Annotated in this window: 12 protein-coding genes and 1 tRNA gene; 3 read left to right on the top strand and 10 right to left on the bottom strand. The window is 67.6% G+C overall.

The window, feature by feature from the left end; translation table 11 throughout:
- From AX709_RS10125 to AX709_RS10115, 3 genes are all read right to left on the bottom strand, one after another.
- On the bottom strand, positions 1 to 621 hold the full coding sequence (locus tag AX709_RS10125; RefSeq protein ID WP_066481171.1) for an XrtA/PEP-CTERM system exopolysaccharide export protein: 621 nt from the start codon (positions 619 to 621) through the stop codon (positions 1 to 3).
- A 101-nt stretch (positions 622 to 722) separates the two neighbouring features.
- A complete protein-coding gene (locus AX709_RS10120; RefSeq protein WP_066549231.1) occupies positions 723 to 1985 on the bottom strand; it encodes a pyridoxal-dependent decarboxylase, exosortase A system-associated in 1263 nt (420 codons plus the stop codon).
- Positions 1982 to 3520, bottom strand: a complete 1539-nt coding sequence (locus AX709_RS10115; RefSeq protein ID WP_197432029.1) for an acyl-CoA ligase (AMP-forming), exosortase A system-associated — start codon at positions 3518 to 3520, stop codon at positions 1982 to 1984. Before AX709_RS10115 ends, AX709_RS10120 begins: the two co-directional genes overlap by 4 nt.
- Positions 3521 to 3630: 110 nt before the next feature.
- Between AX709_RS10115 and AX709_RS10110 the strand changes: the two genes are divergently transcribed.
- From AX709_RS10110 to AX709_RS10100, 3 genes are read left to right on the top strand one after another with little or no spacing between them, the layout of a single operon-like run.
- Positions 3631 to 3903 carry an acyl carrier protein gene (locus tag AX709_RS10110; RefSeq protein WP_066549229.1) on the top strand — a complete coding sequence of 91 codons (273 nt, stop codon included), beginning with the start codon at positions 3631 to 3633 and terminating at the stop codon, positions 3901 to 3903.
- Positions 3900 to 4601 carry an alpha/beta hydrolase family protein gene (locus AX709_RS10105; protein WP_231727489.1) on the top strand — a complete coding sequence of 234 codons (702 nt, stop codon included), beginning with the start codon at positions 3900 to 3902 and terminating at the stop codon, positions 4599 to 4601. Before AX709_RS10110 ends, AX709_RS10105 begins: the two co-directional genes overlap by 4 nt.
- Entirely contained in the window at positions 4589 to 5392 is an 804-nt protein-coding gene (locus AX709_RS10100; protein ID WP_066549244.1) for a hydrolase 1, exosortase A system-associated, read from the top strand. The genes AX709_RS10105 and AX709_RS10100 overlap by 13 nt, the downstream gene beginning before the upstream one ends.
- Positions 5393 to 5399: 7 nt before the next feature.
- Here the strand turns inward: AX709_RS10100 and trxB are convergent, their stop codons facing one another.
- The 7 genes from trxB to AX709_RS10065 form a co-directional block, all read right to left on the bottom strand.
- Positions 5400 to 6371, bottom strand: a complete 972-nt coding sequence (gene trxB / locus AX709_RS10095) for a thioredoxin-disulfide reductase (protein ID WP_066549228.1) — start codon at positions 6369 to 6371, stop codon at positions 5400 to 5402.
- Between the two features lie 147 nt (positions 6372 to 6518).
- Positions 6519 to 7001 (bottom strand): nuclear transport factor 2 family protein, encoded by a 483-nt coding sequence (locus AX709_RS10090; protein WP_066549227.1) that lies wholly within the window; start codon positions 6999 to 7001, stop codon positions 6519 to 6521.
- A gap of 222 nt (positions 7002 to 7223) precedes the next feature.
- A complete protein-coding gene (clpX, locus tag AX709_RS10085) occupies positions 7224 to 8489 on the bottom strand; it encodes an ATP-dependent Clp protease ATP-binding subunit ClpX (RefSeq protein ID WP_066481185.1) in 1266 nt (421 codons plus the stop codon).
- Positions 8490 to 8660: 171 nt separating this feature from the next.
- Complete coding sequence (locus AX709_RS10080; protein WP_066549226.1) at positions 8661 to 9302, bottom strand: ATP-dependent Clp protease proteolytic subunit; 642 nt, start codon at positions 9300 to 9302, stop codon at positions 8661 to 8663.
- 10 nt (positions 9303 to 9312) lie between these two features.
- Positions 9313 to 10311, bottom strand: coding sequence for a glycosyltransferase family 2 protein (locus tag AX709_RS10075; protein WP_082731739.1), 999 nt, complete (start codon positions 10309 to 10311; stop codon positions 9313 to 9315).
- A 132-nt stretch (positions 10312 to 10443) separates the two neighbouring features.
- Entirely contained in the window at positions 10444 to 12066 is a 1623-nt protein-coding gene (tig, locus tag AX709_RS10070) for a trigger factor (protein WP_066549224.1), read from the bottom strand.
- Positions 12067 to 12127: 61 nt separating this feature from the next.
- Positions 12128 to 12212: transfer RNA gene (locus tag AX709_RS10065), tRNA-Leu, on the bottom strand.
- Positions 12213 to 12352 lie beyond the last annotated feature (140 nt).

Raw genomic sequence — 12352 nt, 5'->3', positions numbered from 1 at the left:
TCAGAACATGCTTTCGGGGATGATGATCACATCGCCGGGTTCGAGGCGGACATTGGCGCGCGTATCGCCGTCCTTCAGCAGTCGGCCGATACGCAGCCCGAACTCGCTCTGCTTGCCCGAATCCTTGTCGAAGCGGACCAGCCGGGCGCGATTGCCCGCGGCATATTCGGACAGCCCGCCGACCGCGATCATCGCGTCGAGCAGCGTCATGTTGGCGCGGTACGGGATCGATGCGGGCTTTTCGGTCGCGCCGACGATCCGCACCTGCTGGCTGTAAGTGCCGGAGAAATTCTCGACGATCACCGAAACCAGCGGCTGGTTGATATATTGCGACAGCGCGATCTTCATGTCGTCGGCCAGCATCGCCGGCGTCTTGCCGACCGCGGGCATCTCGCTGATCAGCGGCGTGGTGATGCGGCCATCGGGGCGCACCTGGACCTTGGCCGACAGTTCGGGATTGCGCCAGACGAAGATGTTGAGCTGGTCCAGCGGCCCGATGATATATTCCTCGCCCGGCTGCTCATTGGCGGCGACGAACGCCGCGGGGGGCAGCTGGGGCCGGGTGCCCGTGGTGCACGACGATGCCAGCGCGGCGATCGAAACCAGGCTGATGGACGTCATCGAACGCTTCACGGATCGCTTCCTCCTGATACGCACATGGCCGACCGCAACGCAGCGGTAGGACGCGGGATCAGGCTCCGCTATGCGAGAAAGAGGTTAAATTACGGTTCAGCGTTCCCGGTTGGGACATCCGCCGCGCCGGCCGCACCGGCCAGGATTTCCGCGGCCGGCGGGTGGCCCAGAAACGCCGCGGGGCTGGCGGTCGCGCCATAGGCTCCGGCCAGGAAGATGGCGATGATGTCGCCCGGCACCGCGGGGGGCAGCGCGACGCGGTCGCCCAGCCGGTCGAGCGGGGTGCACAGGCAGCCGACGACCGACACGGTTTCCGCCGCCGCGGCGCGCATGCGGTCGGCGATCGCGATCGGATAGTTCCGTCGTACCACGGTGCCGAAATTGCCGCTCGCGGCGAGCTGGTGGTGCAGCCCGCCGTCGACCACCAGGAACGTCTCGCCCCGGCTTTCCTTGCGGTCGATGACGCGCGTCAGATAGACGCCCGCCTCTGCCACCAGCCAGCGGCCAAGCTCGATCGCGAAGCGCGATGACGTCAGCGCGGCCGGCCGTCCGGCGAGCGCGCGGGCCAGCGCGTCGCCCACCCGGTCGATCGCCAGCGGCGCGTCGCCATGCGCGTAGGGCACGCCGAAGCCGCCGCCCAGGTTGACCAGAGGCGGCGCCGCACCCGCCGCGTCGGCCAGCCGCGCGGCAAGCGCGATCGTCTGCGCCTGCATCTCGACGATCGCATCGGCGTCGAGCGCCTGCGAGCCGGCATAGACGTGGAAGCCGCGCCAGTCGGCCCCTTCGGCGATCAGCTGGCGGACGAGCGCCGGCACGCGATCGGCGTCGACGCCGAAGGGCGAGGCGCGCCCGCCCATCCGCATACCCGATCCCCGCAGCTCGAAATCGGGATTGACCCGCACCGCCAGCCGGGGCGCGACCCCGACGCGGCGCGCGATCGCCAGTGCGCGCGCCGCCTCGCCTTCGGATTCGAGGTTGAGCGTCACGCCGGCGGCGATCGCCGCCGCGATCTCGTCATCGCGCTTGCCCGGCCCGGCAAAGCTGATCGCGCTCGCCGGCATGACCGCGAGCGCGCGTGCCATTTCGCCCGCGGAGGCGACGTCGAGACCGTCGACCCGCGGTGCGATCGCGTCGAGCAGCGGCCCGAACGGGTTTGCCTTGATCGCATAATGCACGTCCAGCCCCGCGGGCATCGCCGCACGAAGCGCCGCGATCCGCGCTTCGATCACGGCGAAATCATACACGAAGCAGGGCGTGCCGGCCTCGGCCGCCCAGGCCGTCGCGGCACGACCGCCCAGCGTCAGCACGTCGCCATCCGCGAATTCCGGCGGAACCGGCCCCATCGGCTTCATGACGTCACCTCCCCCGATCGCCCCGTCTTCAATGCCACGCGGTCGATCTTGCCATTGGCGTTGCGCGGCAGGGCGTTGCGCCATTCATATTGCCGTGGCTGCATGAACATCGGCAGCTCGCGCGCCAGCCTTGCGCGCAGTCGCGCCTCCGCCTCGGCCGGATCGCCGTCGGCGCGCGCGATCACGCGGATCGCCTGGCCCAGCCGGTCGTCGGGTTCGCCCAGCGCCACCGCCTCGACCGCTTCCCCGCCGGCCAGCACCGCCTCCTCGATCTCGGTCGGGCTGACGCGGTTGCCGGCGGTCTTGATCATCTCGTCGTCGCGGCCGACGAAACGCAGCAGCCCGTCCGCGGTCTCGACCACCGTGTCGCCAGACCATACCGCGATGCCCCCCGACGCCGCGAAATCGGGCGCGGGGCGAAAGCGCGCCGCCGTCCGCTCGGGGTCGCGCCAATAGCCCTTGGCGACCAGCGGCCCGGCATGGACCAGCTCGCCCGGCGTGCCCGGTGCCGCGCGGGTGCCGTCGGCGCGCACCACCATCACCTCCGCAAAGGGGATGGCGCGACCGATCGATTCGGGATGCGCGTCGACCTGCTCGGGCGCGAGATAGGTCGACCGGAACGCCTCGGTCAGCCCGTACATCGGATAGAGGTCAGCCGCCGGAAAGCGCGCACGCAGCCGCCGGACCAGCGCCGGGGTGAGCGCCCCGCCCGAATTGGTCAGCCGCCCGAGCTGCGTCGCGGCCGCCGCCGGCCACTCGGCATCGAGCAGCTGTACCCATAGCGGCGGGACCCCGGCCAGCGTCGTGATCGCGTGCACCGCCACCGCCTTGATGACGTCACGCGCGGTCAGATAGTCGAGCGGCACCACCCGCGCGCCCGCCGCCCAGCTGCTCAGCAGCTGGCTCTGGCCATAGTCGAAGCTCAGCGGCAGCACGCCGAGCACGCGATCCTCGGGCACGAGCTTCAGATAGTGGGCGACACTGATCGCGCCGAGCCACAGATTGGCGTGGCTCAGCATCACCCCCTTGGCGCGGCCGGTCGATCCCGACGTGTACATCAGCGCGACCAGCGCGTCCGGATCGGCCGCCGACGGCGGCAGCGCATCGCCATCGGTTGCCAGCGCCGCCTCGGCCTCGCCCTCGCTCGCGACCCGGCATTCCGCGGGCACGTCGCCGGCCTCGAGCGCCGCCAGCCGGCTGTCCTGCGTCACCAGCATCGCTGCGCCGCCGTCGGCCAGGATATGCGCGACCTGCGCGCGCTTGAGCACCGGATTGACGGGCACGTGGACCAGGCCCGCGCGCGCCGCCGCCAGCGGCATCAGGCATGCGACGCGGTGCTTGGGGAGCCAGGTCGCGACCCGCGCGCCCGCCGCCAGCCCCTGCCCCGCCAGCCAGTGGGCGAGCCGCCCTACCCCCTGCTCCAGCCCGGCAAAATCGAGCGACCCGGCACGGTCGACCAGCGCGACATCGCCCGCCGCACCGCGCAGCGCGAGATGGTCGATCGGACGGGGAACGGGGTCGAGCGCGATCGTCATGCGCTGCCGCTTCTGGACCGGGCACGGCGGCGCGGCAAGCGCGCGGTGCTTGGCAAGCCGCGATCGGACGATTAGTGCGCGCGGTCAGGTTGCTTGGGAGGGCGGCGGACTTGGCGTCGGGACGAACGATCGATGTGGACACCCAGCTTCGCGCCATCCTGCGCGACGTGCTGGGGCTGAGCGCGGACCGCGCGGCGGCGTTCGAGGCCGAAAGCCCGCTGTTCGGCGCGCTGCCCGAGCTTGATTCGATGGCGGTCGCCGGCGTGCTGACCGAAATCGAGGACCGGCTGGGCATCATCATCGACGATGAGGATGTCGACGGCGATACGCTGGAGACGTTTGGATCGCTGACCCGCTTCGCGCTTGCCAAGGTCGCGGGGTGATCGACCATTATGACTGGGCCGGCGGGCGCGAGGCGATGTTGCGCTTCGGCCCCGCCGACGGCCCGGTCGTGATTGCGGCGCTGCCGCTGTTCGAGGAAGCCAATCGCACCCGCACCTTCACGGTCACGATCCTGCGTGCACTTGCCGGGCACGGCATTGCGAGCGTCCTGCCCGATATGCCGGGACAGGGCGAAAGCGCGGCCGATATCGCCGACCTGACGCTGCGCGATCTGGTGGCGGCAATGGCGGCGGCGAGCGGGCGGCTGGCCGGGGAAGCACGGCGGACCTACGCGCTCGGCATCCGCGGCGGCGCGCTGCTCGATGTCAGCGCAAGTCACCACGGCCGCTGGCACCTGAGCCCGCAGGCGGGACGCGAGGTCCTTCGCGACCTCCACCGGCTGTGGCTCGCCGGCGGGGGCAAGGGCAGTGTCGACGACATGGCGTTCCGCGACGATCGGGTGGAGATTGCCGGAACCGTCGTTTCAAGGAACCTTCTCCGCGGGTTCGACCCGGCCGAGGCCTTTGCCGAACCGGGCATCCCGCGGCGGATCGCACGGCTGGCCAGCGACCCGGGGGATGCCGACGTCAAATTCGATGGCGCGCCCCTCTGGCGGCGCGCAGAGCCGGGCAATGACCCGGCATTGGCGGCACGGATCGCCGCCGACGTCGCGGCATGGGTGCGGCGATGCGAAGGGTGATCGCGTTTCCCTGTGCGGGCGAAACGCTGCTGGGAACGATCGATACGCCGATCGCGGCGGCAAGCTCCACCGGCCTGCTGATCGTGTCGGGGGGAAATGAAATCCGCGCCGGCGCGCACCGTGGAATGGCGGCGCTGGCTGCTGCGCTGGCAGCCGCGGGACATCCGGTAATGCGCTACGATCGACGCGGCATCGGCGATTCGAGCGGCGAAAACGCGGGTTTCGCCGGCAGTGCGCCCGACCTCGCCGCCGCCGTCGCCGCCTTTCGTCGTGAAACACCCGATGTCGCGCGGATCGTCGGCTTCGGCAATTGCGATGCTGCGACGGCGCTCGCGCTGTTTCATCGCCAGGCCGGGCTGGACGCGCTCGTGCTTGCCAACCCGTGGATCGGCGACGATGGCGACGCGCTTCCCGCACGCGCGGCGATCCGCGCGCGCTATGCGCAACGGCTGCGCGATCCCGAAACGTGGCGCCGGGCGCTCCGGGGTGAATTGAACTTTGATAAATCTATCAAAGGTATAGGCAAGTTAATTCAAACGAAATCTAGGGCTTCACCGCACCTGGCTGCGCTGGCGGACGGGCTGGGCAACGCGTACGTTCCTGTCACGATCCTGCTCGCCAGCGGCGACAACACAGCGATCGCCTTTGCCGATGCATGGCGCGGCAGCCGCTTCTCGCGCGCGCGTGCGCGAACCCCGGTACGACGCTGCGACACCGCGAGCCACAGCTTCGCCCGCGCCAACGACAAGGCGTGGCTCGCCGCGCAGCTGATCGACCTGCTGAGGGATTGAGGCCGACCTATTCGGCGGCTTCGGCGATCGCCTCGAAATCCGCTTCGGCCAGGAAGCGTTCGGCGTCGAGCGCGGCCATGCAGCCGGTACCCGCCGCGGTGATCGCCTGGCGATACACCTTGTCCATCACGTCGCCGCACGCAAACACGCCCTCGACGCTCGTGCGCGTCGTTCCCGGCGTCACGCGGATATAGCCGTCATCGTCGAGGTCGAGATGACCGCGAAACAGCTCGGTCGCCGGATGGTGACCGATCGCGACAAAGCCGCCGTCGACGTCGATCGTCGACAATTCGCCCGTGCGGGTGTCGCGCAATTCGATGCCGACCAGGCCCTTCAGCCCGCCGCCATCGATGAAACGCTCGACGCCCTTGTTCCAGAGTATCTTGATCTTCTCGTTGGCGAACAGGCGCTGCTGCAGGATCTTCTCGGCGCGCAGCGTGTCGCGCCGGTGGATCAGCGTCACGTCATGGCTGTGGTTGGTCAAATACAGCGCCTCCTCGACCGCGGTGTTGCCGCCGCCGATCACCGCCACCTTCTTGCCGCGATAAAAGAAGCCGTCGCAGGTGGCGCAGGCGCTGACCCCCTTGCCCTTCAGCAGTTCCTCGCTCTCCAGCCCCAGCCACTTGGCCTGGGCCCCCGTCGCGATCACCAGCACGTCGCCCGAATAGATGGTGCCGCCATCGCCCTTCAGCCGGAACGGGCGCTGCGACAAATCAATCTCGACGATGGTGTCGTACATCATCTGCGCGCCGACATGCTCGGCCTGCGCCTGCATCTCCTCCATCAGCCAGGGACCCTGGATGACGTTGCGGAAGCCCGGATAATTCTCGACATCGGTGGTGGTGGTCAGCTGCCCGCCCGGCTGGATGCCCTGCACCACGATCGGCGCCATGCCGGCGCGCGCGCCATAGATGGCGGCCGACAGGCCCGCCGGGCCGGAGCCGAGGATGAGCATACGGGTCGAATGGGTGGCGGTCATGGCAAATCCAGCAGTTGGCGGTGCCGCATCTAGGGGGACGGCACCGCCAAAGGCAATATCGGGATCCGGCCCTTTCGCTGCGATCAAGCTTTTCTGTATCGGTCGAAAGCCCGGCCAGCTCGGCGCGTGGCCACGGGTCAACCCCGATCAGATCATGCGCACGTCGGCCAGCGTCTTTGGCGGCGGGTTCATCCACGCATGGCAGGGGCCGGTATCGACGTTGCTGCCGACCTCGCCGCCATAGAATTTACGGATGCGCCACGCATGACTGCGGCACACCTCGATCCGGTAATCATAGCAGCTCGCCATCGCGCCGCCGCGGTTCCAGTCGAGCACGAGGCCGGTCGCGGTCACCGTCACCTCGCGATAGGTCACCCCGCGGTCGATCACGACGTTGGTGATCTGGTGCCGCCATTTGCCGCCGCCCATTTCCCAGACCATGCCGGGGATCAGACGAAATTCGTCCATCGAGGTCAGCCGCGTGCCGTCGCTCAGTTCGAACACGGCATCGTGCGTGAACAGCTCGGCAAAGGCAGCGCCCTGATTATGGTCGATATACTGGCAATACCGGCTCAGCAGCTCGCGGACATCCAGCCGGGCCTGATGATCGATCGTCGAAACACAGCTCATGCGCTCTCCCCAATCGTCGGGGCGGCGATGCCTGTTCTGTTATCCTGCCGCGCCGGGGTGGTGTCGCCGGATCGCCGGCACCTGCGCACGATAGTTTCGCATTTGTCGACGGAAAGCAACCGGCAGTTTCAATTCCCGCGCGCTGCACGAAAATAGGCGATAATGCCGCGCTCATGCGACGCGCCGCGCGCGCTGGCGCACCAATGGGTCGGCGCGCCCGGCTCAGGCGGCGCCGCCCGCCTTTTCCTTCTTGGCATAGACGCGAACGGGTTCCTTGCGGCCATCCACGACGTCCTTGTCGACGATCACCTCGTCCACCCCGTCCATGCTGGGCAGGTCGAACATGGTGTCGAGCAGGATGCCCTCAAGGATCGAGCGCAGCCCGCGCGCGCCGGTCTTGCGCTCGATCGCGCGCTTGGCGATCGCCACCAGCGCGTCGTCGGTGAAGCCCAGATTGACCGTCTCCATGTCGAACAGCTTCTGATACTGCTTGACCAGCGCGTTCTTGGGTTCGGTCAGGATCTTGACCAGCGCGTCAATGTCGAGGTCCTCGAGCGTCGCGATCACCGGCAGGCGGCCGACAAATTCCGGAATCAGCCCGAACTTCAGCAGATCCTCGGGCTCGGTCTGGCGCAGCACTTCGCCGGTGCGGCGCTCCTCGGGCGCGGCGACGTAAGCGCCGAAGCCGATCGACTTGCCCTGCAACCGGTCGCCGATGATCTTTTCGAGGCCCGAGAACGCGCCCCCGCAGATGAACAGGATGTTGGTCGTGTCGACCTGCAGAAACTCCTGCTGCGGGTGCTTGCGCCCGCCCTGGGGCGGCACGCTGGCGGTCGTACCCTCCATCAGCTTCAGCAGCGCCTGCTGCACGCCCTCGCCCGACACGTCGCGGGTGATCGACGGATTTTCGGCCTTGCGGCTGATCTTGTCGATCTCGTCGATATAGACGATGCCGCGCTGGGCACGCTCGACATTGTAATCCGACGCCTGGAGCAGCTTGAGGATGATGTTCTCGACATCCTCGCCGACATAGCCCGCCTCGGTCAGCGTCGTCGCATCCGCCATGGTGAATGGCACGTCCAGAATGCGCGCCAGCGTCTGCGCGAGCAGCGTCTTGCCGCACCCGGTCGGGCCGACCAGCAGGATGTTCGACTTGCTGAGCTCGACGTCAGCGCCCTTGGCGCCATGGTTGAGCCGCTTGTAGTGATTGTGGACCGCCACCGACAGCACGCGCTTGGCGCGCTTCTGACCGATCACATAATCGTCGAGTACGTCGCAGATTTCCTGCGGACTCGGCACGCCGCCGTCCTTTTTGGAAATCAGCGCCGACTTGGTTTCCTCGCGGATGATGTCGTTGCACAGTTCGACGCATTCATCGCAGATGAAGACGGTCGGCCCCGCAATCAGCTTGCGCACCTCGTGCTGCGACTTGCCGCAGAACGAGCAATACAGCGTGCTCTTGGAGTCGCCACCGCTCAACTTGGTCATCTAATCCATCCTTGGCACCCGAAGGCGCGATCATCCACCCGCCAGTCTACACGCGGGGGCTAAACGGGCAATCATCAAAATCCGGTGGGCGACGATGCTTAACCAGACCCCGTCCCGTTCGAGGTCACGGCCGTGCCGGCGAATGCCGGCACCGCCCGCCGGACCGTCAGCTCAACTCGCGCTCGGCGCGCCTTCCTCGGCGGGCTGCGGGCGCCGGTCATAGACCTCATCGACCAGCCCGAACACCTTGGCCTCGTCCGCTTCCAGGAAGGTATCGCGATCCATCGCCGCCTCGATCTTCTCGATCGGCTGGCCGGTATATTTGGCGTAGAGGTCGTTCATCCGCCGACGAATGCGCAGGATTTCCTTGGCCTGGATCTCGATGTCCGACGCCATGCCCTGCGCGCCGCCCGACGGCTGATGCACCATGATCCGCGCGTTGGACAGCGCAACCCGCATCCCCGGCTCGCCGCTGGCCAGCAGGAAGCTGCCCATCGATGCCGCCTGGCCGATGCACACCGTGCCCACGCGCGGCCGGATGTATTTCATCGTGTCGTGGATCGCCATGCCGGCCGTCACGACCCCGCCGGGCGAATTGATGTACATCCAGATGTCCTTTTTCGGGTTCTCCGATTCCAGGAACAAAAGCTGGGCGACGATGAGCGAGGCCATCTGGTCCTCCACCCCGCCGGTGACGAACACGATGCGTTCGCGCAACAGGCGCGAGAAGATGTCGAAGCTGCGCTCGCCGCGGCTCGACTGTTCGATGACGATGGGAACCAGGGCGCTCATGGGGTCGTGAAAGTCGTTCATAAAATCCCGCTCAGGTGGTGCAGTCGCCTACATCGGCGCTCGCGACGGCCGGCGCAAGGGGGCGCGCGCCCGGCGCGGCACTGCCCGGCGCGGCATGGGCGAGATACGCCAATCTGCGTACCTCGCGCCGGCCGCGTACGACGGTGTCGAGGATCAGCCCGGCAAAGAAGCTGAGGAACGCCAGGATCATCAGCCCCGTCGCCAGGATGGCGGTCGGGAAACGCGGCACTTCGCCCGTCTGGAAAAAGGTGATGAACAACGGGATTGCGAGCAGGATCGCCGCCAACGCCAGCAGCGCGCCGAAGCCGCCGAAAAACCACAGGGGTCGCTCGATCCGGTACAGGGTCGTGATCGTGCGCAGGATGCGAAGGCCGTCGCGATAGGTGCTGAGCTTCGACTGCGACCCTTCGGGCCGGGCGAAATAGGCGGTCGGCACTTCGCCCACCGGCATCTTGAGCTCGAGTGCGTGGACGCTGATCTCGGTCTCGATCTCGAATCCCGCCGACAGCACCGGGAAGCTCTTCACGAAGCGGCGCGAAAAGACGCGATAGCCCGAGAAGATGTCGGTGAAGCTGCGCCCGAACAGGCGCGCCAAAATGCCGGTCATCATCCGGTTGCCGAGCACATGGCCGCGGCGGTAGGCGTCGGCGTGGTCGCTGATCCGCGCGCCGACCACCATGTCGAGCTGTTCGTCGACCAGCCGATGCACCATCGCCGGCGCCGCCGCGGAGTCATAGGTCGCGTCGCCGTCCGCCATCACATAGATGTCGGCATCGACATCGGCGAACATGCGGCGGACGACATTGCCCTTTCCCTGCATTCGTTCGGTGCGGACCACCGCGCCGGCCGCGCGGGCGACCTCCACCGTGCGATCGGCGGAGTTGTTGTCGTAGACATAGATCGCCGCATCGGGCAGCGCGCGGCGGAACCCGGCGATGGTCTGCGCGATCGCCGCTTCCTCATTGTAGCAAGGCAGGATCACCGCGATACGCGGCGCGGCGGCGGTCATGGCGTGCGCGTCTTCATGTCGACACCCGCATAGCCGATCGGCGCGAAAAGCGGGTTAACGCATCGCCGGCGACGGTGCCGGGGGTGGCGGGCGACACCCCTCCCCCGGCTCCGGCGCGACGCGAACGCCGGATCAGGCGTCGGCCTTCTTCTTGGCGGCCGGCTTCTTCTTGGGCGCGGCATCGGCGTCGCCTGCCGGGGCTTCAGCGGCAGCCTTCTTCTTCGGCGCAGCCTTTTTCGGCGCGTCCGCGCTGACTTCGGCCGCGTCTTCCGCTTTCTTGGCCGCCGCCTTCTTCGCCGCGGGCTTGGCCGCGTCTTCGGCGGGTGCGGCGTCCGCCTTCTTGGCGGTGGCCTTCTTCTTCACCGGCTTGTGGTCGTGATCATGGTCATGGTCGCAATCGGGGCCATGGACGTGCGGGATCGCGCCTTCCTCGCTCTCGATCGCGGCTTCCAGCTCCTCGCGCGTCACTTCACGCTCGGCGATCTCGGCCTTGCCGAACAGGAAGTCGACGACCTTGTCCTCATAGAGCGGCGCGCGCAGCTGGGCGGCGGCCATCGGCTCCTGGCGGACATATTCGATGAACCGCTCGCGGTCCTTCTGGTTGTACTGCTGCGCGGCCTGCATGATGAGCTGGTTCATCTCGGCCTGGCTGACCTCGACACCATTGGCCTGGCCGATTTCGGAAAGCAGCAGGCCCAGGCGCACGCGGCGCACCGCGATCGCACGATAATCGTCCTTCTCGCGCTCCAGCTCGGCCATCGCCGCATCCTTGTCGTCTTCTTGCTCGGCTTCGCGGACAAGCTGCTGCCAGATCTGGTCGAACTCGGCATCGACCATCGACGGCGGCACGTCGAAATCATGCGACGCGGCAAGCTGGTCGAGCAGCTTGCGCTTCATGTGGGTGCGGGTCAGGCCGTTCAGCTCCTGCTCGATCTGGCCCTTCAGCAACCCGCGAAGCTGCTCAAGGCTCTCGAGGCCAAGCGACTTGGCGAAATCGTCGTCGATCTTCGTCTCGCCCGCCACGCGCACGTCGGTGATCTTCAGCGCGAACTCGGCCGGCTTGCCCGCCAGCTCCTTCGCGCCGTAATCGTCGGGGAAGGTGACCTGAATGGTCTTTTCCTCGCCCTTGGTCACGCCGACCAGCTGGTCCTCGAAACCGGGGATCAGGCGACCCGAGCCGATTTCGATCGACATGTCGGTGCCGGTGCCGCCTTCAAACGCGACGCCGTCGACCGACCCGACAAAGTCCATGACGACCAGGTCGCCGGTCGCGGCCTTGTGCCCCTCCGGCGCATCGTCGAACCGCTTCTGGCTGCCGGCGATCTGCGCGAGCTGCTCGTCGACCTGCGCTTCGGGTGCGGGAACGACCAGTCGTTCCAGCTTGATGCCCTCGATCGACGGGGTCGGCACGTCGGGCAGCACCTCCAGCTCGACCTTGATCTCGGCGTCCTTGCCGGGGGCGTATTCGCCCGCGAGCGACACCGACGGCGACATCGCCGGGCGCAGCTTGTTGCTGGCGATCAGCGCCTGGATGCCTTCCTGGATGCTGGTGTTGAGCGCGTCGGCGGCGATCGCCTCGCCGTGCATCTTGCGGACCAGGTTGGCCGGCACCTTGCCGGGGCGGAAGCCGGGCATCCGCACCTGCGGCGCCACGCGCTTCACCTCGGCGTCGACGCGGGCGTCGATGTCGGCGGCGGTGATGGTCAGCGTGTAGGCGCGCTTCAGGCCTTCGTTCAACGTCTCGACAGTCTGCATTCTTCGGCTTTCGCTTTCAGGATTTCTAAAGAACGATGTCCAGCTTGGCGCATGGCGAAGCTGGTGCGGGCGAAGGGAGTCGAACCCCCACATCTTTCGATACTGGAACCTAAATCCAGCGCGTCTACCAGTTCCGCCACGCCCGCAGGGGACACCGCCGGTCGGCGGGTCCTATACCAGCGATCGGCGGGGGGGCAAGGACTTCGCGTCGCGATCGCCGCCAACGTGCATCCGACGATGGCACTCCGGCCCGCGTGCCGCGTTGACCCCCTTGAACCACCGAAGG

The organism is Sphingomonas sp. CCH15-F11, assembly GCF_001557005.1.
Taxonomy (GTDB): domain Bacteria; phylum Pseudomonadota; class Alphaproteobacteria; order Sphingomonadales; family Sphingomonadaceae; genus Sphingomonas.
This window is presented reverse-complemented; position numbering and strand designations above follow the sequence as displayed.

What these genes read in the sequence shown, in the direction of transcription:
- AX709_RS10125 (WP_066481171.1), bottom strand. Translation starts at nt 621, where the DNA reads ATGACGTCCATCAGCCTGGTTTCGATCGCCGCGCTGGCATCGTCGTGC.
- AX709_RS10120 (WP_066549231.1), bottom strand. Translation starts at nt 1,985, where the DNA reads ATGAAGCCGATGGGGCCGGTTCCGCCGGAATTCGCGGATGGCGACGTG.
- AX709_RS10115 (WP_197432029.1), bottom strand. Translation starts at nt 3,520, where the DNA reads ATGACGATCGCGCTCGACCCCGTTCCCCGTCCGATCGACCATCTCGCG.
- AX709_RS10100 (WP_066549244.1), top strand. Translation starts at nt 4,589, where the DNA reads ATGCGAAGGGTGATCGCGTTTCCCTGTGCGGGCGAAACGCTGCTGGGA.
- trxB (WP_066549228.1), bottom strand. Translation starts at nt 6,371, where the DNA reads ATGACCGCCACCCATTCGACCCGTATGCTCATCCTCGGCTCCGGCCCG.
- AX709_RS10090 (WP_066549227.1), bottom strand. Translation starts at nt 7,001, where the DNA reads ATGAGCTGTGTTTCGACGATCGATCATCAGGCCCGGCTGGATGTCCGC.
- clpX (WP_066481185.1), bottom strand. Translation starts at nt 8,489, where the DNA reads ATGACCAAGTTGAGCGGTGGCGACTCCAAGAGCACGCTGTATTGCTCG.
- AX709_RS10080 (WP_066549226.1), bottom strand. Translation starts at nt 9,302, where the DNA reads ATGAACGACTTTCACGACCCCATGAGCGCCCTGGTTCCCATCGTCATC.
- AX709_RS10075 (WP_082731739.1), bottom strand. Translation starts at nt 10,311, where the DNA reads ATGACCGCCGCCGCGCCGCGTATCGCGGTGATCCTGCCTTGCTACAAT.
- tig (WP_066549224.1), bottom strand. Translation starts at nt 12,066, where the DNA reads ATGCAGACTGTCGAGACGTTGAACGAAGGCCTGAAGCGCGCCTACACG.